The organism is Mycobacterium sp. 852002-51057_SCH5723018 (genome assembly GCF_001667035.1).
Lineage (GTDB): Bacteria > Actinomycetota > Actinomycetes > Mycobacteriales > Mycobacteriaceae > Mycobacterium.
Map to the genome: position 1 here is coordinate 25,169 of NZ_LZIR01000008.1, position 24,874 is coordinate 50,042.

The window sequence follows — 24,874 nt, forward strand, 5'->3', positions numbered from 1 at the left end:
TAGGACTCACGGAGAGGTTTTGGCATATGACCACACTGCGACCCCAAGCGGGCGGACAGGCCGAGGCGCCGCGCTGGCGGGACAAGAAACGCCGCCTGTGGCTCATGGGGCTGATCGCGCCGACCGCCCTGTTCGCGATGCTGCCGGTCATCTGGGGGCTCAACCGACTCGGCTGGCACGCGGCCGCGGAGGCGCCGTTGTGGATCGGGCCGATCCTGCTCTACGTCCTGCTGCCGATCCTCGATCTGCGCTTCGGCCCCGACGGGCAGAATCCGCCCGACGAGGTGATGGAGCAGCTGGAAAACGACAAGTACTACCGCTACTGCACCTACATCTTCATCCCGTTCCAGTACCTCAGCGTGGTCTTCGGCGCCTATCTGTTCACCGCGTCGGACCTCGGTTGGCTCGGCTTCCCGGCTGGTTCCGCCGGTGCCCTGAGCTGGGTCGGGAAGCTGGGAGTGGCGCTGTCGGTCGGCGTGCTCGGCGGGGTCGGCATCAACACCGCCCACGAGATGGGGCACAAGAAGGATGCGCTGGAGCGGTGGCTGTCCAAGATCACCCTCGCACAGACCTGCTACGGCCACTTCTACATCGAGCACAACCGCGGCCACCACGTGCGGGTGGCCACCCCGGAGGACCCGGCGTCGGCCCGCTTCGGGGAAACGTTCTGGGAGTTCCTGCCGCGCAGCGTCTTCGGCAGCCTGCGGTCGTCGTTGCGGCTGGAGGCGCAGCGGCTGCGCCGGCAGGGTAATAGCCCCTGGAACCCCAAGACCTACCTGTCCAACGACGTGCTCAACGCGTGGCTGCTGTCGGTGGTGTTGTGGGGCGCGCTGATCGCGATTTTCGGTCCGGCGCTGATCCCGTTCGTGGTCATCCAGGCCGTCTTCGGGTTCAGCCTGCTGGAGTCGGTCAACTACCTGGAGCACTACGGGCTGATGCGGCAACAGACCGGCACCGCTTCCGGAAAAGTCCGCTACGAGCGATGCACGCCGCAGCACAGCTGGAACTCCGACCATGTGGTCACCAACCTGTTCCTTTACCACCTGCAGCGGCACAGCGACCACCATGCCAACCCAACCCGCCGCTACCAGACGCTGCGCAGCATGGAGGGCTCGCCCAACCTGCCGAGCGGGTACGCGTCGATGATCGCGCTGACCTACTTCCCGCCGCTGTGGCGCAAGGTGATGGACCACCGGGTGCTTGAGCACTACGCCGGCGACCTCACCAAGGTGAACGTGCAGCCGCGCCTGCGCGAGAAGCTGCTGGCGGCCTCCCACAAGGGCGCGGCATGACGGCCGCCTACCACTGCCCGGTCTGCGACTACGTCTATGACGAGGCCAAAGGCGATGTGCGGGAAGGGTTTCCGCCGGGTACCAAGTGGGAGGACATCCCCGACGACTGGAGCTGCCCGGACTGCTCGGTGCGTGAGAAAGTCGACTTCCAAGACCTAGGAATGAGCCGATGAGCGACTACAGGCTGTTTCGCTGCATCCAGTGCGGCTTCGAGTACGACGAGGCCGTGGGCTGGCCGGAAGACGGCATCGCGCCCGGCACCCGTTGGGACGAAATCCCCGACGACTGGAGCTGCCCGGACTGCGGCGCTGCCAAATCCGACTTCGAGATGGTCGAAGTAGCCCGCCCGTGAGCGCCCCGAACGTTACAGTCGCGCCTGTGAAGCGGATGCCCTACGCCGAGGCGTCGCGCGTCCTGCTGCGTGACTCGGTGCTGGACGCGATGCGGGACCTGCTGCTGGCCCGCGACTGGTCCGCCATCACGCTGTCGGACGTGGCCCGCGCCGCGGGCATCAGCCGGCAGACCATCTACAACGAGTTCGGCTCGCGGCAGGGGCTGGCGCAGGGTTACGCCCTGCGCCTGGCCGATCGCCTGGTCGACATCGTCCACGCCGCGCTGGATGCCAACGTCGGCGACATCCATCAGGCGTTGCTGCGGGGCTTTCGCGCCTTTTTCGCTGAGTCCGCCGCGGACCCGTTGGTGACCTCGTTGCTGACCGGTGTGGCCAAGCCCGACCTGCTGCAGCTCATCACCACCGACAGCGCGCCGATCATCAACCAGGCCTCGGCGCGGCTCGTCTCGGCATTGACCCAGAGCTGGGTGGCCGCGAGTGACGAGGACGCCGGCGTGCTCGCCCGGGCCATCGTCAGGCTCTGCCTGAGCTACGTGCCGATGCCGCCGGAGGCCGACCATGATGTCGCCGCGGACCTGGCGCGGCTCATGACGCCGTTCGTCGAGCGGCACGGCGTCATCAACATTCCCTGAACGTTCCCCGGACCTTCCCTCGTCTAAGGCGCCGACTCGGTGCCGACTACAGTGGCGCAAGAACATACCTAAGCTAAGTACCGCTTGGGCCCAGTGAGCTTGAGAAGGATGACTAACGCTATGAATTCGTTGACCCCCGATGTCCGCAACGGCATCGACTTCAAGGTCGCCGACCTGTCGCTGGCCGATTACGGTCGCCGGGACATCGAGCTCTCCGAGCAGGAGATGCCGGGCCTGATGTCGCTGCGCCGCGAATACCACGACGTCCAGCCGCTCAAGGGCGCCCGCATCTCCGGCTCGCTGCACATGACCGTGCAGACCGCCGTCCTCATCGAGACCCTCGTCGAACTGGGTGCCGAGGTCCGGTGGGCGTCCTGCAACATCTTCTCCACCCAGGACCACGCCGCCGCCGCCGTGGTCGTCGGCAAGCACGGCACCGCCGAGGAGCCCAAGGGCGTCCCGGTGTTCGCCTGGAAGGGCGAGACGCTGGAGGAGTACTGGTGGGCCGCCGAGCAGATGCTGACCTGGCCTGACCAGCCCGCGAACATGATCCTGGACGACGGCGGTGACGCCACCATGCTGGTGCTGCGCGGCGCGCAGTACGAGAAGGCCGGGGTGGTGCCGCCCGCCGAGGACGACGACCCCACCGAGTGGAAGGTCTTCCTGGAGCTGCTGCGCAACCGCTTCGAGACCGACAAGGACAAGTGGACCAAGATCTCGGAGTCGATCAAGGGCGTCACCGAGGAGACCACCACCGGCGTACTGCGGCTCTACCAGTTCGCCGCGGCCGGCGATCTGGCCTTTCCGGCGATCAACGTCAACGACTCGGTGACCAAGTCGAAGTTCGACAACAAGTACGGCTGCCGGCACTCGCTGATCGACGGCATCAACCGCGGCACCGACGTGCTGATCGGCGGCAAGAAGGTGCTGGTCTGCGGCTACGGCGACGTCGGCAAGGGCTGCGCGGAGTCGGTCAAGGGCCAGGGCGCGCGCGTCGTCGTCACCGAGATCGACCCGATCAACGCGCTGCAGGCGCTGATGGAGGGCTACGACGTCGAGACGGTCGAGGACGCGATCGGCTCCGCGGACATCGTCGTCACCGCCACCGGTAACAAGGACATCATCACGCTGGCGCACATGAAGGCGATGAAGGACTATGCGGTCCTGGGCAACATCGGCCACTTCGACAACGAGATCCAGGTCTCCGCACTGGAAAAGTCCGGCGCCACCAAGGTGAACATCCGCCCGCAGGTCGACGTGTGGACGTTCCCCGACACGGGCAAGTCGATCATCCTGCTCTCCGAGGGCCGGCTGCTGAACCTCGGCAACGCCACCGGCCACCCGTCGTTCGTGATGAGCAACAGCTTCTCCAACCAGGTGATCGCCCAGATCGAGCTGTGGACCAAGAACGACGAGTACGACAACGAGGTGTACCGGCTGCCCAAGCACCTCGACGAGAAGGTGGCCCGCATCCACGTCGAGGCGCTCGGCGGCAACCTGACCAAGCTCACCAAGGAGCAGGCCGAGTACATCGGCGTCGACGTCGACGGCCCCTACAAGGCGGACCACTACCGCTACTGAGCCCGGCCGATAGGCTCGCGCGGTGCTGATCGCGATCGAAGGGGTCGACGGCGCGGGCAAGCGGACGTTGTCCAACGGTCTGCACGAGGCGTTCGAGGCGTCGGGCAGGTCGGTGGCCACCCTGGCCTTTCCGCGATACGGGCAATCGGTGACCGCCGACATCGCCGCCGAGGCGCTGCACGGCGAGCACGGCGACCTGGCGTCGTCGGTGTATGCGATGGCGATGCTGTTCGCGCTCGACCGCGCCGCGGCCGTCGCGGAGATCGAGGGGCTGGGCCGCGACCACGACGTGGTGATCCTGGACCGCTACGTCGCTTCGAATGCCGCCTACAGCGCCGCGCGCCTGCGCGAGGACGCGGCAGGGGCGGCGGTGGCCTGGGTGCACCGGCTCGAATACCGGCGCCTGGGTCTGCCCCCGCCCGACTGGCAGGTGCTGCTCGCGGTGCCCGCCGACCTCGCCGCGCGGCGGGCCCGGCATCGCGCCGAAAGCGAGCCGGGCCGGGCGCGCGACAGCTACGAACGCGACGACGAGCTTCAGCAGCGCACCGGCGCTGTGTACGCCGAGCTGGCCGCGGCGGGCTGGGGCGGGCGGTGGCTGGCCGTCGACGCGGACGTCGATCCGGCTGCCCTGGCCGCCACTTTGACCGCCGGATAGCAGATTTCCGGCCGTTTTGCGCCATATTTACGGTGATCGGCCAAGAAACGCCCGTGTGGTGCCCCAATTTTGTCCCGATCTGGTGACACCATGGAGTTCATGAGGCAAAGGATCCTGGTCGTCGATGACGACGCTTCGCTGGCAGAGATGCTGACCATCGTGCTGCGTGGGGAGGGCTTCGACACCGCGGTCATCGGTGACGGGACCCAAGCCCTGACCGCGGTGCGTGAGCTGCGGCCCGATTTGGTGCTGCTGGACTTGATGCTGCCCGGCATGAACGGCATCGACGTGTGCCGCGTGCTGCGGGCCGACTCCGGCGTTCCGATCGTCATGCTGACCGCCAAGACCGACACCGTCGACGTGGTGCTGGGGCTGGAGTCGGGCGCCGACGACTACATCATGAAGCCGTTCAAGCCCAAGGAGCTGGTCGCCCGGGTCCGCGCGCGGTTGCGCCGCAACGACGACGAGCCCGCCGAAATGCTTTCCATCGCCGACGTCGACATCGACGTGCCGGCGCATAAGGTCACCCGTAACGGAGAGCAGATCTCGCTGACACCGCTGGAGTTCGACCTGCTGGTCGCGTTGGCGCGCAAACCGCGCCAGGTGTTTACTCGTGATGTGCTGCTCGAACAGGTGTGGGGATATCGTCACCCGGCGGATACCCGCTTGGTGAATGTGCACGTCCAGCGTCTGCGGGCCAAGGTCGAAAAAGACCCTGAGAACCCGACCGTGGTGTTGACCGTTCGAGGAGTGGGATACAAGGCCGGACCCCCGTGATCCGGCGGCGCCCTATCAACGCCGACGACGATGCAGAGCGCAGCGATGCTGAGGAGTGGCGTCATTGATGTGGTGGGGCTCTCGGCGACGCACTCGTAGCCGCTGGGGGCGTTCGGGTCCCATGACCCGCGGCATGGGTGCGTTGAGTCGGGCCGTGGGCGTTGCCTGGCGCAGATCGCTGCAATTGCGCGTGGTGGCGCTGACGCTCGGGTTGTCGTTGGCGGTGATCCTTGCGCTCGGCTTCGTGCTGACCAGCCAGGTGACCAACCGCGTGCTGGACGTCAAGGTGAAGGCCGCGATCGAGCAGATCGAGCGGGCCCGCACCACCGTCGGCGGCATCGTCAACGGCGAGGAGACGCGCTCGCTGGACAGCAGCCTTCAGCTGGCCCGCAACACGTTGACGTCCAAGACCGACCCCGCCTCGGGTGCGGGGCTGGCCGGCGCGTTCGACGCGGTGCTGATGGTGCCCGGCGACGGCCCGCGCGCGGCGACCGCGGCCGGACCCGTCGATCAGATACCGAGCTCGTTGCGCGGTTTCATCAAGGCGGGGCAGGCGGCGTATCAGTACGCCACCGTGCACACCGACGGCTTCTCCGGGCCGGCCCTGATCGTCGGCACCCCGACGTCGTCGCAGGTGGCCAACCTCGAGCTGTACCTGATCTTCCCGCTGAAGAACGAGCAGGCCACGATCCAGCTGGTGCGCGGGACGATGATCACCGGCGGCGCCGTGCTGTTGGTGCTGCTCGCCGGGATCGCGCTGCTGGTGTCGCGCCAGGTGGTGGTGCCGGTCCGGTCGGCTTCCCGGATCGCCGAGCGGTTTGCCGAGGGCCATCTGTCCGAACGCATGCCGGTGCGCGGCGAAGACGACATGGCCCGGCTGGCGCTGTCGTTCAACGACATGGCCGAGAGCCTGTCCCGCCAGATCACGCAGCTGGAGGAGTTCGGCAACCTGCAGCGCCGGTTCACCTCCGACGTCAGCCACGAGCTTCGCACTCCGCTGACCACCGTGCGGATGGCCGCCGACCTGATCTATGACCACAGCGCCGATCTCGATCCGACGCTGGCCCGCTCCACCGAGCTGATGGTCAGCGAGCTCGACCGGTTCGAGACGCTGCTCAACGACCTGCTGGAGATCTCCCGGCACGACGCCGGGGTGGCCGAATTGTCGGTCGAGGCGGTCGATTTGCGCACCACCGTGCAAAACGCCCTGGGCAACGTGGGTCACCTCGCCGAGGAGGCCGGCATCGAGCTGCTCGTCGACGTGCCCGACCACGAGGTGATCGCCGAGGTCGACGCGCGCCGGGTGGAACGCATCCTGCGCAACCTGATCGCCAACGCGATCGACCACGCCGAGCACAAGCCGGTGCGCATCCGCATGGGCGCCGACGAGGACACCGTCGCCGTCACCGTCCGCGACTACGGGGTGGGGCTGCGGCCCGGCGAGGAAAAGCTGGTGTTCAGCCGGTTCTGGCGCTCGGACCCGTCGCGGGTGCGTCGGTCCGGCGGCACCGGGCTGGGCCTGGCGATCAGCATCGAGGACGCGCGGCTGCACCAGGGCCGGCTGGAGGCCTGGGGCGAACCCGGGCAGGGCGCCTGTTTCCGGCTGACGCTGCCGCTTGTTCGTGGCCACAAGGTCACCACCAGCCCGCTGCCGTTGAAGCCCATCCCGGACGCGGCGCAGCCGGCGGAACCGACCGCACCGCCGCGCGCGGACCGTCAGCGAGCCCGTGAGCCCGCCGAGAGGAGCGGCTGATGCGGAAGCTCGATTGCCCGGCTTCTCCTCGGGCCGCTTCGGCCCGCATCGTCGCCGGGCGGAAGCTCCTCGCGCTGTTCGGGCTGCTGGCGCTGGCACTGTCGCTCGCCGGCTGCGCCGGCGTGCCCAGCTCGTCGGCCCCGCAGGCCATCGGCACCGTCGAGCGACCGGCGCCGTCGAACCTGCCCAAGCCGACCCCGGGCATGGACCCCGACGTGTTGCTGCGCGAATTCCTCAAGGCCACAGCCGATCCGGCGAACCGGCACCTGGCGGCGCGGCAGTTCCTCACCCAGTCGGCATCCAACGCGTGGGACGACGCCGGTAGCGCGCTGCTGATCGACCATGTGGTTTTCGTGGAAACCCGTGCCGCCGAACGGGTTTCGGCCACCATGCGGGCCGACATCCTGGGCTCACTGTCGGACGTGGGGGTGTTCGAAACCGCCGAAGGCGTGCTGCCCGATCCGGGACCGATCGAGTTGGTCAAGACGTCGGGCGGGTGGCGAATCGACCGCCTGCCCAATGGGGTCTTCCTGGACTGGCAGCAATTCCAGGCGACCTACAAGCGCAACACGCTGTATTTCGCCGACCCGACCGGCAAGACGGTGGTGCCCGATCCGCGCTACGTCGCGGTGTCCGATCACGACCAGCTGGCCACCGAGCTGGTTTCCAAGCTGCTGGCCGGCCCGCGGCCGGAGATGGCGCACACGGTCCGCAACCTGCTTGCCCCGCCGCTGCGGTTGCGGGGGCCGGTGACGCGGGCCGACGGCGGCAAGAACGGCATCGGGCTCGGTTACGGCGGCGCCCGCGTCGATCTGGAGAAGCTGTCGACCACCGATCCGCACAGCAGGCAATTGCTTGCGGCACAGATCATTTGGACGCTGGCCCGGGCCGACATCAGGGGCCCGTATGTGATCAAAGCCGACGGCGCACCGCTGGACGACAGGTTCGCCGAGGGATGGACCACCTCCGATGTCGCCGCCACCGATCCGGGTGTGGCCGACGGCGCGGGGGCCGGGCTGCACGCGCTGGTGAACGGCTCACTGGTCGGGCTCGACGGACAGCACACCACCACCGTGCCGGGGGCCTTCGGGCGGATGGGTGATCAGACCGGCGCCGCGCTGTCGCGCAGCGGGCGGCAGGTGGCGTCGGTGGTGACGCTGCGGCGCGGCGCACCGGACCAGGCGGCGTCGCTGTGGATCGGCGACCTGGGCGGCGAGGCGGTGCAATCCGCCGACGGGCGCAGCCTGACGCGGCCCAGCTGGTCGCTCGACGACGCCGTGTGGGTGGTCGTCGACAACAACAACGTGCTGCGCGCGATTCAGGAGCCGGCCTCCGGGCAGCCCGCCCGGATCCCGGTGGATTCCGCGCTGGTGGCCAGCAGCTTCCCGGGGCAAATCACCGACCTGCAGCTGTCCCGGGATTCCACGCGCGCCGCGATGGTGATCAACGGCCAGGTCATCCTCGCCGGGGTGGAGCAGACGCAGGCCGGGCAGTACGCCCTGACCTACCCGCGGCGGCTGGGCTTCGGCCTGGGCAACTCGGTGGTGTCGCTGTCCTGGCGCACCGGCGACGACATCGTGGTCACCCGCACCGATGCCAGCCACCCGGTGTCCTACGTCAACATCGACGGCGTGAACTCCGACGCGCCGGCCCGCGGGGTGCAGATCCCGGTGACCACGGTTGCGGCCAACCCGTCGGCGGTATACGTCGCCGCCCCCGAAGGGGTGGTGCAGTATTCGGCGTCGGCCCCCGAAAGCCAACAGAATTGGTCGGACGTGTCCGGGCTGACGATGCCCGGAGCGGCGCCGGTGTTGCCGGGTTGAGGCAAACACGCTTTTTGGTCGGCCGGGCCACGTGGCGCGACCTCGACCAGGCCGCCGAGTCCCTAAAAGTGGTCACGTTTAAACCATTTCGAAGCTCATCGGCTGGCTGGGTTGTCCGGGTGGTAGCCGCGGTTGTGGTTAGCGGTTCGCCGTTCTGACGGTCCTTGGGTTGCTCCGGATGGCGCGCTCGACGGAGGCGAAATCATTGTTTGCGGTGACGTCAGTACGCGGGCATAGGCGGGGGCTTTCCGAAGTAAAGTCCGCCCGCCCATTCCCACACCCGTTGGTTGGTCAGGCCGTGCTGGGCGATCATGTTGAGATCGCGCAACTGTCGGCCCAGCGGAGATGACCGCTGCAGTGCCGCCGAGCCAACTGCGTCAACCAGTAATTGGGTCGCATGTCGACAACTTGTGCCGGTGTGAACCACACACCCCGCCCATTGCGCGCGTTGATCGAAGGGGGGCTCTGCACCCGCTTGCAGCGTCTCGAACAGAGCGCCCAGGGTGTCGTAGACGTAGCTGCGCGTCGACCCGATCAATGCCGCCGCCTTGGCCAATGCCGTTCGTACGGTTGGCTCTCCGGTCACACGGCCCATCAACGCTTTGCTGACCTTCGCATCCAACATCTTTCGGGCCACGTCAAGCGCCTCAGCGGCCACCCCGATTGCCACGCCCACGCCCGCGGCCGGCGCCAGCCCAAACCAGGAGTACAGCGGTTCAGTTCGCCTATACTCTCCCGGAATCCACGTGTATTCCTCCGGGACGAAGGTGTCGGTAATTGTGTAGTCGTGACTTCCGCTGCCTCCCAAGCCAGCTGGATCCCACGTCCTAAGCACCTCCCAGCGCGCCGCCGGCAGCATGGCCACCCTGTGGTCAAGCCTTCCGGCTTCGCCGCGACGGGGCCGCCCGTTCTCGATGACGATGGCGCCACCGACAATCACGTCGGCGTGGGTTACACCACTTCCGAATGACCAGCGCCCCGAGAGTCGATAGCCACCGTCGCAGGGTTCAAGCGTACCCGCCGGCCCCAGGAAGCCCGCATTGATGAAATCAAGGTCGGCATACAGTCGGCGCGCGGCTGACTCCTCAATATAGGACGCGAAAAACCCGCTCTCGGAGCCGATCATGGCGCACCATGCCGCAGACGCGTCAGCCCGGGCCAGCCTCTCAATGATCTGCACCTGCTTGCAGATATCAACCTGCGGGCCGCCCCACGCCGAGGGCATAGCCATCCTAAATACACCCGACCACCGCAGCGCATCGACGACTGCAGCGCTCAACTGGCCTTCGCGCTCGGCTTCATCGGCGTGCGCGCGCACAACCGGGTCGATCTTTTCGACGCGGGACAAGATTGCCGTGGCGTCAAGTACCGTTTGCACGTCCTGCGTCATGCTGCCTCCTGGTTGCCATTGCGGTGATTCCGACGCACGTCCGGCCTTCGTCGGGTCAGCTGTATGCGTCGGGCTTGTCAGCTGCGAGAACGAGGAAAGGCTTGATGGACTTCGATATGGCCGACGCGAATGTCGATGACGAGTCCGATGCATCTGAGAGTCGTGAGCATGATGCGAGGCGCTGGTCAGTCGAAGCCGCAACCGGGATTCGGGGCGTCCTCCGCGAGCGGCTTGCCGGGCGGGTTGACGTAGATGACTTGCAGGATCGTCGGGACGGCGCCGAGGTTGCGGCCGAGGTGAACGTGGTCGGCGCCGGCGGGCTCGATGATCGTGTCGCCGGCGTTGTAGACGCCGTCTGTCGAGCAATCCGACGCGTTATGTGTCAGGGTGCCCTGTCTGACGACGCCGATCAGTTTGCCGTCGTGCCAGTGCCAGCCGGTGCTGCCGCCGGGCGCGATGGTGATGTCGCCGGTGAGGTAGTCATTCTCGTTCAGCGACGTCTGGTTCAACATCACCGATTGGATGCCCCGGGCCGGTGTTGCGGACGCCTGGCACGCACAGAGTGTCGCAACGACGACGGCCAGCGCCGCCGGCCCACTCAAACGCACCTGCCGCCCCGCTCCCGGTGAGTGACCCACCTCAATCACCCCCGCAGCTCACCTGGAAGGGGTTCGCGCGCAAGCTGTTCGGTCGCTGTGGCGGCTGGATTTTCTGGCGACGGCGCCGAATACGCAACCGATGTAAGCGGCGGAACTCGCCCATACGCCAACGCCTGCCATTGTGGCAGGTACTGGGGGTGCGGCCACAGATGCACGTCACGCCCGCCGTTCTGTCAGATTAGCGGGCAAGACATTCGAGTTGTTCTTGAAGTCGGAAAGGCACTGGCCCGGAAGCGATTCGCCACCGCTCATAGGCTTCTTTCCAGCTGGGGTAAACGGCTTGTGACGCACGACTTCGACAGTAAGGGGCTGCCCGCATCTGACCTAGATGAATTGCGCAGCGCTTTGGACGAATTGCGCAGCCGGGCGGCGCGTCCCTGAATGTCGGTGAACGCCGAGTTCCAACGGTCACTTCGTAATTCGAGAGGTGGATGAAGACCGGATGACAGGCAGCGCGTCGACGATGCCGTCCTTCGGTGAGCATCGGACCGGCTTGTTGCGGGCGGGCTTAAGCTCGGGTGCGTCGATCCAGCTCACGCAGCGCGGATGACACAAGTTCGGGGACTTCGTACATGGGACTGTGTCCGCAACTTGCCATTATCAAGGAGCCGTCGGGAACGCTGGCGGCCATCACCCGCGCTTCGAAAACGCTACGTACTCGATCGTGCCGACCATGCACGACGGCAACGGGGACCTGCACGGCGCCCAGGCTAGGGAGCAAATCGGTTCGATGCTGGCTGTGTAACACGTCGAGGGCTGCACGTGGCGGTACTGCGAGACCGTAGTCCAGCAGCGCCTGCAGGTCATCGGGCGACGGTTGGATATGAAAGCACCGCTGCAGCACCGCGTGCACGGCAGCGGACATTCGATCTTGCTCGATGTCGGCCACCAAACCAAGAACACCATCATGGTGGTTCATGTTGGGCCCGGTATTGATCAGCATCAGGCCGCGGATCAGATCGGGCCGCAGCCCGGCCAGTCGCAATGCGATTGCTCCACCGGTTGAGTGTCCAATCAGAATCACTTTTCTGAAGTGCTCCTCAATGAAGGAGGCAACCCATTCAGCCAGCTCATCGATGCTCCACGCTGGCGCGTCAGTCATCCAAGACAATGCTTCTAGCTGGTACTCATCCGTGATAATCGCAGCCAGTCGAGCGAAGATCCTCGGAGCACAAAAAGTACCAGGCAAGGCGACGACCGGTGTTGTATGCGCCTTGATGAGTTGTGCCTCGCCGGCTTTGGGTCCGGAGCGCCCGGCTGCACTGAGCGTTGAATCGGCCGCAGGTGAACCCGGGATTGTCGGGCAGGGCGCCGAGCCGCACATCAATGGGGGAAGTTTCGAGAGCTGCTTGTTGGCCATGGCCGCCGTCGAGGGTGACTTCAACGGCTGGAAGCAACGAATGCGGTGCCGCTGGCCGTCGTTTCGAAGCCAGAGCTTCAGTCCATTGCGCATACCGACCGAATATCCAGTTGAGTTAGGCCTTCGTTGCGATCTGCAGTCCGGTGTTGCCATCGTTCAGCATGATGGGTTCGGACGCCGGTCGCAGGCCCGCATCGCGCTGCCAGCCGGCGATGTCGCGCGCGGTCCAGGTGCCGGATCGGCTGGTCACGCCGAAGTACAGCTCGTTCAGTGCGGCCAATTGGTCGACGGCGTCACCCGTGTCGGGTCGGATGGGCTCGATCACCGTGAACACACCGCCGGGGCGCAGGGCGCGTCCCAGCCGGCCGAACAAATCGGCATTCTGCGACTCGTCGAAGTGATGTGCGAGATTTGACAGCAGCACCACGTCGTAGGCATCGGCGCCGAAATCATGGCTCAGCGCGTCGGCCTCGAGGTGGATTACGCGAGGCCCCATCCGCTCGGCCGCCAGCAACGACGCGGCGGCCCTGACGGCCTCGGGCAGGTCCAGCACCACCGACTGCAAGCAGGGATGACGCCGGCACAGCGCAACCGAGTAGTGCCCGTGCGAGCCGCCGACATCGATCATGGCGGTGGCGCCGCGGGGCACCGGAATGTGGTGCGCGACTTCTTCCGCCGACTGGCCGGACAATGCGCGCATGCACCGCTGGTAACGGCCCCACTGGTCCTCGATCATGCGTTCGTGGATGTCAATCGGCGTCCCGGTGCGCACGTAGTTTTCGATGTGGCTCATCAGCTCCCATTCGTCGAACGCGAAGAGCACCGCGTCCACGAGCGAGCGGGGACTTCCGGCAGCCAGCCAGGTGCGGGTCATCGGCGTCAACGCATACCGGCCCTCGCGGACCGATAGGTAACCGGAACCCGCCAAGGCCGTCAGCAGCTTCTGCGTTGCCGCCGGATCGGTTCGGCACCGCCTGGCGGCTTCGGCGGCCGTTGCGGCCTGCAGCGCCAACGACTCGAATACCCCAAGCCTGGTTGCTGTGATGACCGTGTGCGCAAGCCCGAACGCGAAATGAATTTGGAAGAACGGCAACGGGACTCGACCAGATGTCAACGCCTGCCATTCCGCCGGATTGTCGGGGATCAGCCCGAGGTGCATGTCAGACTCCCGGGCCGTTCGTTCTGGCGGGCAGGATGTTCGGATTGCTGCTGAAGACATTGTCGGGGTCGTACTTGGCCTTGATCGTGGCCAGCCGTTCATACTTGCCGTTCCGGTAAGCCTCCCGCACCCGGTGGTCGTCGTCGACGGCCATGAAATTCGAGTACAGGCCTCCGGTCTGCCATGGTGTTATGCCCGCGAAAGTATCTCGCACCCAATCGATGTGGGGCCGCGCTTCGTCTCCTGGCCGCCATCGTCCCAGCACGTTGACGAGGTAATCGGCGTGACGGTCGGTGAACGCGGTGTCGTCTTCACCGAGTCGGTCCTGGGCGCCGTGTTGATAGCCGAACTCGATCGCTGAGAGCCCGTTAGGCAAGCAGTTCGCAGCCTCGATGAGCGCTTCGATGCAGCCGTCGGTCATCTCGCCGGCGTAGCCGCCTTTCGTGTAATTGCATGCGCCGGGCCCGAGGGCGCTGTCGTTCAACGACTGCAGCGCAACATACGGCAGGGTTTGAATGTTCTCGAACACTCTCGGCGCCCCCGCCCACAACTGCTCGTACACACCTGCGGCGTCCGCGGGATCTCCCGTCCAGACACTCACGAACATGCACACGGGCGCATTCAACAAGTCGTGCGGCACGCCGGGTTCGGCCGCTGCGCGACGCAGGTAAATCATGACTTTGAGGTCGTCGCTGGTGTGCAGCATCGTCTGTCCGTGATGACGGATCGCGTCGGCGGCGTCCTCGATGTGGTACAGCGCTACGCCGACCGGGAGCGTCGTACCCACGGTCTGCGCTGCGAATTCGAACTCCGTCACCACACCGAAGTTGGTCCCGGCGCCCCGCAGCCCCCAATACAGGTCGGGGTTCTCGCTGGCGCTGGCGGTCCGCACGCTGCCGTCAGCCAGCACCACTCTGGCCGCGATCAGGTGGTCGCACGTAAGGCCGTGCTTGCGGCTCAGCCAGCCCATGCCGCCCCCGAGCGCCAGCCCCGCGACACCGGTCTGCGACATGACGCCGGCCGGCGTCGCGAGGCCGAAAGCTTGCGTGGCACGGTCCATATCGGCCAGGAGAGAACCGCCACCGACTCGCACCCGCCCGGCACCCGGATCGACGCGGACCTGGCGCATCCGACCTAGGTCGATGATGACACCGTTATCGACCATGGAGTGTCCGGCGACGCTGTGCCCGCCACCCTTGACGGTCAGTCGAAGGGTGCACTCACGCGCGAATTTGATGGCTGCAGCGACGTCGGCATCGCTCGCGCAGCGGACAATCAACGCGGGCCGGCGATCGATCATGTGGTTCCAGACGCGGCGCGCTCGTTGGTAGTCCGGATGTCGCGGATGCACCACCTCGCCGGCGAGCCGAGAGCTCAACGAGGCAAGCTGGCGATTCGAAAAGCGCTGGGGAGTAGCGGATTTAGCGCATCTCATAGGCGCGGTCTCGATATCGGCTCGCGAGGCACGACCTCGACAGTAAGCACCCGCTCGTAGAGCGCCTAGCCGAATAGCGCAGCGCTGTGGACGTTTCGCGCAGCGTCGCTGTCGCCGTATAGCGCAGCAAACTCAGCGGCGCTAGCGTCGCCTGCGCAGGTGTGGAGAGGGGATCTGCGAACGGTGAGCGAAGGCGACCGAATGACGGGAGCGCCGACTGCGGACGCTACCAATACGAAACTATGGACACCGGCGAAGGAGTTCAACGACTTCGCCCTGGTGTGTTGCGGCCGCCCCCACCTGAATCTGCTGACTGATCCCAAGGAATTTTCGCTCACCCAGCGGGTGGGTCGGATGGGTCTGGTCACCGTCTCCGAAATCGTCCTCGGTGCGGATATGTCAATGGACGCCGGCGAGGTGTGCGGCGCCTATCGAATCGTTGTACCGCTGTCCGGCCGCATCGAGGGTGTGTCTCGTGGGTCGTCTCTCACCACCGGGCCGGGCGTCGCCTCCGTGTATGCGCCGGAGGGTCACACCGCAGCGCGTTGGGCCGGCGGCAGTAGGTTGATCTCTTTGAAGATCGACCGCTCGGCTGTCGACGATGCGCTCAGCGATGCACTCGGTCGGCAGGTGACGTCGCAACCCGATTTCACACCGGTGATGCCCACCAACGCGGCGCCTACCCGAAGCTGGGTCAACATGGTGGTGCTGCTCAAGGAGCAGTTGTTCCGGCCAGACGCCGTGTTGAACCATCCGCTGGTCGGATTGCCATTCGTCGACAGTCTGGTGCGTGGGTTCTTGCTCGCCGCGGAGCATCCCCACCGCGGCGCCCTTGGCAGAGACGAACGGCTGGGTGCGCCACGCGCGATTTGTGCCGCGGTCGAGATCATTGAAGGGGAAGCAGATTTACCGTTGACGCTGTCCTCGATCGCCGCACGTTGCCACGTAAGCGTGCGTTCACTGCAGCAAGGGTTCCGACAACACCTGGGCACTTCTCCGATGGCGTACCTGCGCGAGGTCAGGCTGCGACGAGCGCACCAGACGTTGCTCAGGTCCGACCCGTCGACGGTCACCGTGGCCTCGGTTGCTTATCACTGGGGCTTCACCAACCTCGGGAGGTTTGCCGCCGCCCACGCCGCGCGTTACGGTGAGACACCAACCGAGACTTTGCGGCGCAGGGCGTTCCAGCGCAGCGTCGGGGACCACCGATCCGCACGAGGACCCTCCGGCGCTGATCGGTGATCTCGCAGCAAGGTCCCGATACAGCCATGCCGAAAGAGAGGATCGCCATGGCAGACCGGATGACAGGTTCCGCGGTGACACTACAAACCGACACCTGGGTTTCGGTGCGGTCGGTGGACGACTTCGCCGAACTGCGCAGGAGCCAGCTGGAGTCATCGTCGTATTGGTGGCCAGAAATTGGGCCACTCGGGGACGCACGCTCCTTCGCGTTCGCGCACCGAATGCGTCGTCTCGGTCCAATCACGGTCCTGGACGCGGATTTCCACGACGACGTATGGGTGAACGGCGGTGAGACACGTCCCCACTATCACGTCACTCTCCCCGTCGCGAACCCCTCGACAGCCTGGGATAACGATCTTTCGATCGACGCTGTGCCCGGCTCCGTGGCGGTGTATCGGCCCGAGGGCAAAGCCGGCATGTCCCGCTACGTCGGCCGTCTGCTGGCGGTGATGATCGATCGTCACGCCGTCGAAGACGCTCTCGCTGATGCGCTCGGCCGCTCGGTAGCTTCCCAGATTGACTTTCAACCCATCATGCGAACCGCGACCCAAGCCGTCCGGAGCTGGATCACCATGGTGTCGGTCTTCGCCGAGCAGGTGTTCCGGCCTGACAGTGTCCTGCATCGCCCACTGGTGGGGATGCCATACACCGAGGGCCTGGTCCGCGGTCTACTGCTGGCCGCGGATCACTCGTACCGAGGGATCTTGGAGGGCGAGGCGACCGAGCCCCCGCCCGCCGCGATCCGCGCGGCAATCGAGCTCATCGAGGCGGAACCGGACCAGCCGTTGACGGTTTCGACCCTGGCGGCGCGGAGCTACGTCAGCGTCCGTTCCCTGCAGCAAGGCTTCAAGCAGAACGTAGGCACTTCCCCGATGGCATATCTGCGCGACGTTCGGCTGCGCCGAGCGCACCACGATCTGCTGGAAGCTGATCCATCGATCGACAAAGTAGCGTCGATTGCTTTCCGTTGGGGCTTTACGAACTTGGGACGTTTCGCCGCGGCGTATGCGGCCCGCTATGGCGAGAACCCCGCCATGACCCTGCACCGGTCGGCCTACCGTTCAGGCAGACGACAGTCGAGGTCCTTTGCGTAGCTGTGCCGAACCTTAGCGAGATGTCCTCAGGCAGTCGCGGGGCGCACGCTGGCCGCCCATCACATATGCACCCATGGAGGTACAGCAGCGCTGGCACGGGGACCGCGCGCTCAGCCTGCGAGTAGATACGAGCCGAAACGTCCGCAGCGTTTTGCTGGCCCGCAACGGTGATGTCCTGGATAGACAACGCGGTCCGGGCCTCGTATGTCGGTAGGTTGCCGACCACCAGCCGTTCGGCCTCGCGCGCCGACGCAAGATCCGAAGGGGCCATCCTCGGCAGGGCTGCCGCCACCACGGCGACCTCGGGATCAAGACCGTTGAGGTGGTGCCGCCCCTCGGAGCAAAAGCATCATCGGTAAAGCTAGCCGCGTCCCGGCCGAGAGTCCGGGCACCTCATGATCACCATGCTGCGCTCCTCCAACCCGACCCAGCTGCTCGCTGACTACTTGACGGCATTTCCGGCGTCGACCGGCAAGGTGATACCGGTGATGTAGCGGCCCGAACGCCCGCAGAGATAGACCATCGCGTCGCTGATATCGCTCGGCTCAATAAGGGAAACGGGCATAGGGCTTGCAAGTGCCACTTGATATTCAGGTTGATCGGCACGTAGCTGATTAACCGCTTCGTTGACGACCATCGGGGTTGCTACGCCGGTCGGATGCACTGTGCTGACGCGAATGTTCTTCTCCCCAAGTGCGTTCGCGTAATACCGCATCAACCCGACGACACCTTCCTTGGCCCCGACGTAGCCTAAGCCCCCGTGGCATTTCATGTTGAACCGCGCGTGCATGCCCGAAAGGGCAGCGGTTGAACTGGTGATCACGATGGCCCCGCCGTCACCGTGCTGCAGGAGGGAGGGTAGCGCAGCTTCGATGGTGTAATGCACACCCTTGAGCATCACGTCAATCGCGTCATTGAAGGCTGAAATGTGCTGAGCCTGGCTACCCACCATCGGCATGATGCCAGCGTTGGCCAGCACGAAGTCGATCCGGCCGAGTTCCGATACACCCTTTTCCACAACGGTTTTGAGCTTCTCAAAGTCCCGAACATCGGCCCGCTCTGCCACGATGCGGCGGCCGGCCTTCTCGACGAGGTTGACAGTTTCGTCAAGGTCCTCCGGCGTGGCCAACGGGTAGCCAACGCTGTCGATCTGCCGGCAAATGTCGACAGCGATGATGTCGGCGCCTTCTTCGGCAAAGCGGACAGCATGCGAGCGACCCTGGCCGCGCGCAGCGCCGGTGATGAATGCGACCTTGCCCTCGAATTCGCCGTTCAATGATTCCCTCTCAAGACTTTGTTCTCAGCTATACCGCCGACGCTAGGGCCGGCCCACTGATTGCAACCAGCCATCGCACGCAACGTGATGGCCAGCTTGCGCGCATAATGGCTACTGCGCCAACGGTCGCGGCGGCAGCTCAAGCCCGGTGCATCGAAGAGTGGAGCTGGCAATCGCGCGGGCCTTCAAAGCTAATGCTAGGAACGGTTTTCGTTGATAGAGCTGATGACGAGCATCCGCACCAGGTCGTTTGCGTTAATCGACCGTATCCCCGCGCAAAGTGGCTACCTAAGGGACGGGAGAGGGCCGTAGCGTCAGCACCGTGGATGGCGATGATCCTCGTTCGGCGGCGGGCACTGGGATGTGTGATCCTCGCGCTATGAGGGATCCTGCGCCCGAGTGCTTTTCGTTTTTTGCTGCCGCCTGCGCGGATGTGTTGGCGACCGATCGAGTCGGCAATCAGCCGGCCGACAGGGTTCTCTTCGGTCATGGCCTATGCAGAAGCTTTATCTGACAGTATGTTTCGCGATAACCATAGGCACCGGTCAATCTCAAGGTGGAAGATCGACGATGAACACGTCGCGAAACGCCGCAGGTGGGAGCCTCATCTGTCAAACCCGATCGGCGCGGTGGGCATGGGATTTGCGATGGACACACAGATAGCTCAAGCGCTCCGGCCGCTGCTGTCCGCGAATGGGGTCGTGACGCGGCCGCCGGCCGGTGATTGGCGGACTCGGCGTGCGATCTTGCAACGCACTTTAGACCGGGCGGCCGCAACGCTATTGCCGGTGAGCGGAGTCAAGGTCGACCAGTTTGCGACGACCGCCGACGACGGCACTCGGCTGCCATTGTTGCTTTACAGTCGCGCTGATACCAGTCGGCCTGGCAGCGCAGCGCTTTTTCTGCATGGTGGCGGGATGATCATGGGCTGGCACAGGATCTACGACCTGCTTGCGCGGGCATATGTCGCATCGTCCGGCGTTCCGCTGCTGTCCGTCGATTACCGTGTCGCGCCCGAGCATCCATACCTCATTCCGGTCCAGGATTGCTACACGACGCTGGTTTGGCTCGCCGAGCACGCCGCCGATCTCGGCATCGACCCGGCGCGTATCGCGGTGATGGGCGGTAGCGCGGGCGGTGGCCTCGCGGCGGGCGTAACTCTGCTGGCGCGGGACCAAGGCGGCCCTCCGCTGGCCCAGCAGCTGCTGCTCTACCCGATGCTCGACGATCGGACAACGATCTCTGATCCACGCCTGCAGCCCTTTCTCACCTGGGACTATGACGACAACATCACAGGTTGGGGGGCGCTTCTCGGGGATATGGCGGGGAGCGAAGATGTCTCGCCGTACGCAGTGCCTGCGCGCGCCGATGACCTGGCCGATCTGCCGCCCGCCTATATCGATGTTGGCGGCCTCGACATCTTCTGCGACGAGGACCTGGTTTACGCGAGAAGGCTTACGGCGGCGGGGGTGCCGACAGAATTCCATCTGCACCCCGGCGCCCCGCACGCGTTTGAAGTTCTCGCCTCCACAACCGAAGTGGCGCAACGAGTTATGAATGATCGCGTACGTCGTCTCCATTCGCTGTAGCCAAGCGCGACTTGAATGCTTCGACCGAGACTCGATGACAGGAGGGTGTGTCGATGACTCGACGGGCGCTTGTGTCGGGGGCGAACGGGGGAATCGGGTCTGCTATTTGCCAGCGGCTGCGTGCCGACGGTGTGGCGGTGCGAACGATGGACGTTATCGAACCGGCCGATGTCGTGCTGGATCTGACCGCTAACCCAATGCCGCAGTGGCCTGCCAGCGACATTGATATCTGTGTCGCGGTAGCGGGCGTCGTTGATACCTTCGCTCCCGCGCACAAGATGCGCGCCGAGCAGTGGTCGCGCGATATCGACGTCAACCTGACCGGGGCCTTCCGGGTGATCCAGGCCTGCTTACCGGGTATGCGAGAACGCCGCTGTGGTCGCATTGTGGCGATCTCCAGCATGGCGGGACGGATGGGAGCGGCGGGCAAAGTCGCTTACGCCGCATCCAAAGCCGGCCTGCACGGAATGATTCGGACCATCGCCATCGAGAACTGTGCCCATGGCATCACGGCCAACTTAGTGCTGCCGGGCATTACCGACACCCCCAAGCTGAGGTTGTTGCCGGAGGCGGATCGAGAGCGCCTTCGCGCCGCGTTGCCCAGCGGTCGGTTCGCTCGTCCTGAGGAGGTGGCCGATCTGGTCGCCTTTCTGGCCCGCGACGGTGCCGGATACATTACTGCACAAGACATCGGCATCGACGGCGGCCTGGAGCTCAATCCCCTATTTGTGGGACCGACGCACTAGGGCGCGAAGCCCTCTCTAGTAGCGCAGCAGCAGTCGGACTTGGTCATGTTGCCATAACGCCGGATTGGTAGCGCCGGTCGGAGATCTCGGCGGCGAACTCAGCGTATGCCATGCGCAATTCATCGCCGGGCCAGCGGACTGGTAGGAGGTTGTCCGGCAGCACAGGATCTGATATCAGATGTCGCATGATCGTTGCGGCAGCGACAAATTGGCCGAACTCGTCTGAAGCGTTGTTCAGTTCGTCAAGAAGCACTCGGCCGGTCTGCGCCCAACCGGGAAGATCCCACAACAGACCGGCGAGCTCTGCCGGTGCGTTGTCGTATGTGTACAGGATCCTTGCTCGCTCTTCCAGATCGGCGGGCAGGTCGAGCCTGAGATTGTCAGGCCGCATCCACACGCCCTCGCGTAATTCAGCTAACCGGTTGTCGTACAACACCTTCCGCGTATCGGCCCGAGTGCGGGGATCGATCCCGACGGTGGTGATCACGACCGTTAACCAGGCTCCACGCCACACTCGAGTCGGCGGCCGCAGAGCATCATCCTGTCTACGCTGGCGCGCCAATAACCGATCCGATAGGCGGTAGCCGTCAACCGATCGAACCAAGTCGCCGTTGCTGACCATCCGTGTAAGTGCTACCCGCATCGCGGTCTCCGTGATTGCATAGTCCGATGTAAGACGTATCAATTCAGCCGACGTAGCCGCTGGTGGGTGGAGTCCCAGTAACAGGCTCAAGATGACAGAGCGAGCCGTAAGCCGGTCAGAAGAAAGCAGCATCTCGTATACCTCTCAAAACGAGCGACCCCGGTCATCGGCGTCGCCGGCGCCGTTTTGCGGCTCAGCCTTTAGCCGAAAATCCTCGTCCACCCTGCGATGTCCCTGTCGAAGCGGCAGGCCTGTGGAGCGTCAGCGTGGTCTTGCTCGAATCGCCCGGATGCCGATCCGTGGCACGCGACAATACAGCCGCGGCATCCTGGGTTCCTCGGCATAGCGGTTGCCCCCATGCGCCCTTCTGGCATGTACACGATATTACAGTATAAAGACGATCGCACAAGATATGTAATCTGCGATTCGTAACCTTGACGGCTGGGTAGTGCCGTGCGCCCGGGCATTGGAAGGGTGCATTGGGAGCCCGACGCGTCCTGTTAGGGCACTATGCGAGGGGAAGCCGCAGTAGCACCGCCATGCCGCTCCCACGTGCCAGGGTTGATATGCCGATGAACGCTTCCGGGCATCTGGTGACGGGGGGTTACGATGTAGATATGGCTGTATGAAATATGTAAGACACGATGGTGAGTGTCACGCTCGGGGCCAGTCGCTGGCCATCACTACGCAGCGCTGGTGCGCCCCGGGCATCACTCAGGCGTCGTCGGTGCGCCCCTAGGCCGCCGGTGCTACTCGGCCGGTCGTTAGGCCCCCGACTCAATCCCCGACACTACGGGCCGCGTTACGCACCCAGCTGGCGAACTTGTTGAACCTTCGAGTGTCGCTCGAATCGAGTTCGGCTCGCAGTTCGGCAGATGTGGCGCAGCGGACCAGGCCAACGAGTTGTATGGCCTGGAACCGCATTGTTGCCGTCGCGGGCCGTCCAGCCTCGCGGGCGAGTTCCTCGGTGACGCGATCCTCAAAGGCAGACCATCGCCGCAATAATCCGGCCTGCAAGCCGGGCGACTCGCCATAGATTCTGTGCCGGTGAAACATGCCGGCGACAGCTTCGGGTTGCTGGCGGAAGTGAGCGATCAGTGCATCGGCTACCGCCATCGCGGGCGAAGCTTGCTCAGGCCTGGATGCCAATGCTGCCACCAGTGTGTCGAGCAGGTCATCGTCGGAGAAGACGAGGTCCTCTTTGGATCGAAAGTAGACGAAGAGTGTCTTTACCGAAACGTTGGCCGCATCGGCTATCTCGGCGACCGTCACCTTATCGAACCCCCGTTCTGCGAACAGGAGGTCGGCCGCTTCTAGGATCGCGCGGCGAGTCAGCGCTTTCTTGCGCTCACGCAGCGACATGTCAACTTCCATGGACCCTTCATCTGCCAACCGAGCGCATCCTGCGCAACACTAACTTAAGAAACCCGCTTTAGGTTGGACATACTGCTCGCCGAACGCGCCATGCGCTCAAGCTTGCAACGTAGCATCAACCCTAAAGGGTAAGTTACTTACTTTAGCGATTGACTAACCTTCGTTTCTGACTTACGCTAGCCTCGCGCCGTACCACCTAGACCTCATGACGCGAGCTTTGGTGAGGCCAGCGGCGGGCGAGGTCAATCACGGTGCCGACAATGCACGGCGGCATTCGTCGTATGCGCGAATCCGGTTCAGCCGCAAGGGGAGATGCAGTAGGTCATGAAGAGCACGATGCGCGAATCGCCACTGCTGGTGTCGGAAATACTTCGGCACGGCACCACGCTGTGCGCAGCCCAGACGGTGGTCACCGCAACCGTCGACGGTTATCGCGAGGCCACTTTCGAGGAGATCGGCCATCGCGTGGCTCAATTGGCGCACGGGTTGCGCACCCTTGGCATCAGCGGCGATCAGCGGGTGGCGACCTTCATGTGGAACAACCAGGAACACCTGGAAGCGTTTTACGCGGTGCCCTGTCTGGGTTCTGTGTTGCACACTCTCAACATCCGCCTGTCCACAGATCAGATCTCCTACATCGCCAACGAGGCCGAGGACCAGGTGGTGATCGTCAACCACTCGCTGATACCGCTGCTGGCCGATGTGCTGGCCCACCTCGACACGGTGCATACGGTGGTGGTGGTCGGCGACGACGATGTGGACGCTCTAGTCCCGGCCCGCAAGAACATCGTTCGCTACGATGACCTTCTGGCCGGACAGCCGACCGAATTTGATTGGCCAGAACTGAGCGAAACATCCCCAGCGGCAATGTGTTACACCAGCGGCACTACTGGAGACCCTAAGGGTGTCGTGTATAGCCACCGGTCGACGGTTTTGCACTCAATGGCGGTGTGCACAGCAAACGCCATGGCGATCGCGGCCGGAGACCAGGTCCTGCCTATCGTGCCGATGTTCCACGCCAACGCCTGGGGTCTGCCCCACGCCGCCATGATGGCGGGGGCCAGCCTTGTGATGCCCGACCGATACACCCAACCTAATCGGTTGATCGCCGCGATCGAGCAGCACAAGGTGACCGTCGCCGCCGGTGTACCGACAGTCATTAATGACGTCGCACACTATCTACGTGGTAACGCCGGCCACGACGTGTCGTCGCTGCGCCACATCATCTGCGGGGGCTCCACCGTTCCGCACACCCTGATGAAAGAGTTCGAGGACAACTACGGCGTGGCGATCCGTCAGGCGTGGGGGATGACTGAGACGTCGCCGCTGGCCGCCGTGGCTTGGCCGCCGACCGGCATCGCCGAATCTGAGCACTGGGAGCTGCGCAATACCGCGGGCCGGCCAGTGTGTGGCGTCGAGACCCGGATTGTGGCCGACGACGGCCGTGTGTTACCTCGTGACGGCGAATCCGTGGGCGAATTGGAGGTTCGCGGAAACTGGGTCACCGCATCGTACTTCGCGGACAACTATTCATCGCATTCTCACGACGGGTGGCTACGAACAGGCGACGTCGGCAGCATCAACTCGCGGGGTTTCATCACATTGACCGATCGTGCCAAAGACGTGATCAAGTCGGGCGGCGAATGGATCTCGTCGGTCGAGTTGGAGAACCACATCATGGCGCACCCCGCCGTCGTAGAGGCTTGCGTGGTAGCCGTGGCCGATTCGCGCTGGCAGGAGCGGCCACTGGCGGCTGTCGTTTTGAACAAGGGCTTCGAGGTCACCGCCGCAGAACTGCGTAGTTTCCTCAGCGAACGGGTGCCGCGCTGGCAGCTTCCCGAGCGTTGGACGTTCGTCGGCGAGGTCCCGCGCACGAGCGTCGGCAAGTTCGATAAGAAAGCCGTCCGTTCGCGGTATGCCCAGCGCCTATTCGACGTCGTGATCTGCCATGACTAGTGCGCCGAGATTGCCCTGCAGATGCTGCCCGTACTCACGCGGCGCTCTGAGCTGTTGCCTGCGAGCTTGATTGGCAGGCTCTCCTG

Annotated in this window: 22 protein-coding genes; 14 read left to right on the top strand and 8 right to left on the bottom strand. The window is 64.7% G+C overall.

The window, feature by feature from the left end; all coding sequences use genetic code 11:
* The first annotated feature begins 26 nt into the window (after positions 1-26).
* The 9 genes from A5764_RS02525 (at position 27) to lpqB (ending at position 8,865) form a co-directional block, all read left to right on the top strand.
* Entirely contained in the window at positions 27-1,292 is a 1,266-nt protein-coding gene (locus A5764_RS02525; protein WP_067108035.1) for an alkane 1-monooxygenase, read from the top strand.
* The gene (locus tag A5764_RS02530; protein WP_067108038.1) at positions 1,289-1,465 is read left to right on the top strand and encodes a rubredoxin; all 177 of its coding nucleotides are present in this window, start codon (positions 1,289-1,291) and stop codon (positions 1,463-1,465) included. Before A5764_RS02525 ends, A5764_RS02530 begins: the two co-directional genes overlap by 4 nt.
* Positions 1,462-1,644 carry a rubredoxin gene (locus A5764_RS02535; RefSeq protein WP_067108040.1) on the top strand — a complete coding sequence of 61 codons (183 nt, stop codon included), beginning with the start codon at positions 1,462-1,464 and terminating at the stop codon, positions 1,642-1,644. The genes A5764_RS02530 and A5764_RS02535 overlap by 4 nt, the downstream gene beginning before the upstream one ends.
* Positions 1,641-2,276 (top strand): TetR family transcriptional regulator, encoded by a 636-nt coding sequence (locus tag A5764_RS02540; RefSeq protein ID WP_156664462.1) that lies wholly within the window; start codon positions 1,641-1,643, stop codon positions 2,274-2,276. Before A5764_RS02535 ends, A5764_RS02540 begins: the two co-directional genes overlap by 4 nt.
* 120 nt (positions 2,277-2,396) lie before the next feature.
* The gene (gene ahcY / locus A5764_RS02545; RefSeq protein WP_369807266.1) at positions 2,397-3,857 is read left to right on the top strand and encodes an adenosylhomocysteinase; all 1,461 of its coding nucleotides are present in this window, start codon (positions 2,397-2,399) and stop codon (positions 3,855-3,857) included.
* Positions 3,858-3,879: 22 nt separating this feature from the next.
* A complete protein-coding gene (locus A5764_RS02550; RefSeq protein ID WP_067108048.1) occupies positions 3,880-4,512 on the top strand; it encodes a dTMP kinase in 633 nt (210 codons plus the stop codon).
* Positions 4,513-4,602: 90 nt separating this feature from the next.
* A complete protein-coding gene (gene mtrA / locus A5764_RS02555; RefSeq protein WP_067108051.1) occupies positions 4,603-5,289 on the top strand; it encodes a two-component system response regulator MtrA in 687 nt (228 codons plus the stop codon).
* Positions 5,290-5,356: 67 nt separating this feature from the next.
* Positions 5,357-7,042, top strand: a complete 1,686-nt coding sequence (mtrB, locus tag A5764_RS02560) for an MtrAB system histidine kinase MtrB (RefSeq protein WP_067108054.1) — start codon at positions 5,357-5,359, stop codon at positions 7,040-7,042.
* Entirely contained in the window at positions 7,042-8,865 is a 1,824-nt protein-coding gene (lpqB, locus tag A5764_RS02565) for an MtrAB system accessory lipoprotein LpqB (protein WP_156664463.1), read from the top strand. The genes mtrB and lpqB overlap by 1 nt, the downstream gene beginning before the upstream one ends.
* A 220-nt stretch (positions 8,866-9,085) precedes the next feature.
* On the opposite strand, the gene A5764_RS02570 is transcribed toward lpqB, so the two are convergent.
* The 5 genes from A5764_RS02570 to A5764_RS02590 form a co-directional block, all read right to left on the bottom strand.
* Positions 9,086-10,255: an acyl-CoA dehydrogenase family protein gene (locus tag A5764_RS02570; RefSeq protein WP_067108057.1), complete on the bottom strand. Its 1,170-nt coding sequence runs from the start codon at positions 10,253-10,255 to the stop codon at positions 9,086-9,088.
* Positions 10,256-10,440: 185 nt separating this feature from the next.
* On the bottom strand, positions 10,441-10,902 hold the full coding sequence (locus A5764_RS02575; RefSeq protein ID WP_231989577.1) for a cupin domain-containing protein: 462 nt from the start codon (positions 10,900-10,902) through the stop codon (positions 10,441-10,443).
* A 520-nt stretch (positions 10,903-11,422) separates the two neighbouring features.
* A complete protein-coding gene (locus A5764_RS27100; protein WP_197501178.1) occupies positions 11,423-12,367 on the bottom strand; it encodes an alpha/beta fold hydrolase in 945 nt (314 codons plus the stop codon).
* Positions 12,368-12,389: 22 nt separating this feature from the next.
* On the bottom strand, positions 12,390-13,433 hold the full coding sequence (locus A5764_RS02585) for a class I SAM-dependent methyltransferase (RefSeq protein ID WP_067108065.1): 1,044 nt from the start codon (positions 13,431-13,433) through the stop codon (positions 12,390-12,392).
* A 1-nt stretch (position 13,434) separates the two neighbouring features.
* A complete protein-coding gene (locus A5764_RS02590) occupies positions 13,435-14,811 on the bottom strand; it encodes an FAD-binding oxidoreductase (RefSeq protein WP_197501179.1) in 1,377 nt (458 codons plus the stop codon).
* A gap of 258 nt (positions 14,812-15,069) precedes the next feature.
* Here A5764_RS02590 and A5764_RS02595 point away from each other — a divergent pair, with 258 nt between their 5' ends.
* Entirely contained in the window at positions 15,070-16,110 is a 1,041-nt protein-coding gene (locus A5764_RS02595; RefSeq protein ID WP_067108070.1) for an AraC family transcriptional regulator, read from the top strand.
* Positions 16,107-17,204 (top strand): AraC family transcriptional regulator, encoded by a 1,098-nt coding sequence (locus A5764_RS02600; RefSeq protein WP_156664464.1) that lies wholly within the window; start codon positions 16,107-16,109, stop codon positions 17,202-17,204. Before A5764_RS02595 ends, A5764_RS02600 begins: the two co-directional genes overlap by 4 nt.
* A 442-nt stretch (positions 17,205-17,646) precedes the next feature.
* Here A5764_RS02600 and A5764_RS02605 read toward each other — a convergent pair whose 3' ends face one another.
* On the bottom strand, positions 17,647-18,480 hold the full coding sequence (locus A5764_RS02605) for a mycofactocin-coupled SDR family oxidoreductase (protein WP_067108076.1): 834 nt from the start codon (positions 18,478-18,480) through the stop codon (positions 17,647-17,649).
* Between the two features lie 488 nt (positions 18,481-18,968).
* Here A5764_RS02605 and A5764_RS02610 point away from each other — a divergent pair, with 488 nt between their 5' ends.
* Together A5764_RS02610 and A5764_RS02615 are read left to right on the top strand one after the other, a co-directional pair.
* Positions 18,969-20,069: an alpha/beta hydrolase gene (locus A5764_RS02610; RefSeq protein WP_231989578.1), complete on the top strand. Its 1,101-nt coding sequence runs from the start codon at positions 18,969-18,971 to the stop codon at positions 20,067-20,069.
* Positions 20,070-20,122: 53 nt separating this feature from the next.
* Entirely contained in the window at positions 20,123-20,815 is a 693-nt protein-coding gene (locus A5764_RS02615; protein ID WP_067108693.1) for an SDR family NAD(P)-dependent oxidoreductase, read from the top strand.
* A gap of 43 nt (positions 20,816-20,858) precedes the next feature.
* Here the strand turns inward: A5764_RS02615 and A5764_RS02620 are convergent, their stop codons facing one another.
* Together A5764_RS02620 and A5764_RS02625 are read right to left on the bottom strand one after the other, a co-directional pair.
* Positions 20,859-21,590, bottom strand: a complete 732-nt coding sequence (locus tag A5764_RS02620; RefSeq protein ID WP_067108080.1) for a PaaX family transcriptional regulator C-terminal domain-containing protein — start codon at positions 21,588-21,590, stop codon at positions 20,859-20,861.
* Positions 21,591-22,235: 645 nt separating this feature from the next.
* A complete protein-coding gene (locus tag A5764_RS02625; protein WP_082951435.1) occupies positions 22,236-22,832 on the bottom strand; it encodes a TetR/AcrR family transcriptional regulator in 597 nt (198 codons plus the stop codon).
* Positions 22,833-23,156: 324 nt separating this feature from the next.
* Between A5764_RS02625 and A5764_RS02630 the strand changes: the two genes are divergently transcribed.
* Positions 23,157-24,788, top strand: coding sequence for a long-chain fatty acid--CoA ligase (locus A5764_RS02630; RefSeq protein ID WP_067108086.1), 1,632 nt, complete (start codon positions 23,157-23,159; stop codon positions 24,786-24,788).
* The last annotated feature ends 86 nt before the right edge of the window (positions 24,789-24,874 follow it).

Coding starts and splice junctions, on each gene's coding strand:
- A5764_RS02585 (WP_067108065.1), bottom strand. CDS start 13,433: ATGCACCTCGGGCTGATCCCCGACAATCCGGCGGAATGGCAGGCGTTG.
- A5764_RS02625 (WP_082951435.1), bottom strand. CDS start 22,832: ATGGAAGTTGACATGTCGCTGCGTGAGCGCAAGAAAGCGCTGACTCGC.
- mtrA (WP_067108051.1), top strand. CDS start 4,603: ATGGAGTTCATGAGGCAAAGGATCCTGGTCGTCGATGACGACGCTTCG.
- A5764_RS02570 (WP_067108057.1), bottom strand. CDS start 10,255: ATGACGCAGGACGTGCAAACGGTACTTGACGCCACGGCAATCTTGTCC.
- ahcY (WP_369807266.1), top strand. CDS start 2,397: ATGAATTCGTTGACCCCCGATGTCCGCAACGGCATCGACTTCAAGGTC.
- A5764_RS02595 (WP_067108070.1), top strand. CDS start 15,070: ATGACGGGAGCGCCGACTGCGGACGCTACCAATACGAAACTATGGACA.
- A5764_RS02620 (WP_067108080.1), bottom strand. CDS start 21,590: ATGCTGCTTTCTTCTGACCGGCTTACGGCTCGCTCTGTCATCTTGAGC.
- A5764_RS02630 (WP_067108086.1), top strand. CDS start 23,157: ATGAAGAGCACGATGCGCGAATCGCCACTGCTGGTGTCGGAAATACTT.
- A5764_RS02615 (WP_067108693.1), top strand. CDS start 20,123: ATGACTCGACGGGCGCTTGTGTCGGGGGCGAACGGGGGAATCGGGTCT.
- A5764_RS27100 (WP_197501178.1), bottom strand. CDS start 12,367: ATGCGCAATGGACTGAAGCTCTGGCTTCGAAACGACGGCCAGCGGCAC.
- mtrB (WP_067108054.1), top strand. CDS start 5,357: ATGTGGTGGGGCTCTCGGCGACGCACTCGTAGCCGCTGGGGGCGTTCG.
- A5764_RS02535 (WP_067108040.1), top strand. CDS start 1,462: ATGAGCGACTACAGGCTGTTTCGCTGCATCCAGTGCGGCTTCGAGTAC.
- A5764_RS02610 (WP_231989578.1), top strand. CDS start 18,969: ATGGCCTATGCAGAAGCTTTATCTGACAGTATGTTTCGCGATAACCAT.
- A5764_RS02525 (WP_067108035.1), top strand. CDS start 27: ATGACCACACTGCGACCCCAAGCGGGCGGACAGGCCGAGGCGCCGCGC.
- A5764_RS02530 (WP_067108038.1), top strand. CDS start 1,289: ATGACGGCCGCCTACCACTGCCCGGTCTGCGACTACGTCTATGACGAG.
- lpqB (WP_156664463.1), top strand. CDS start 7,042: ATGCGGAAGCTCGATTGCCCGGCTTCTCCTCGGGCCGCTTCGGCCCGC.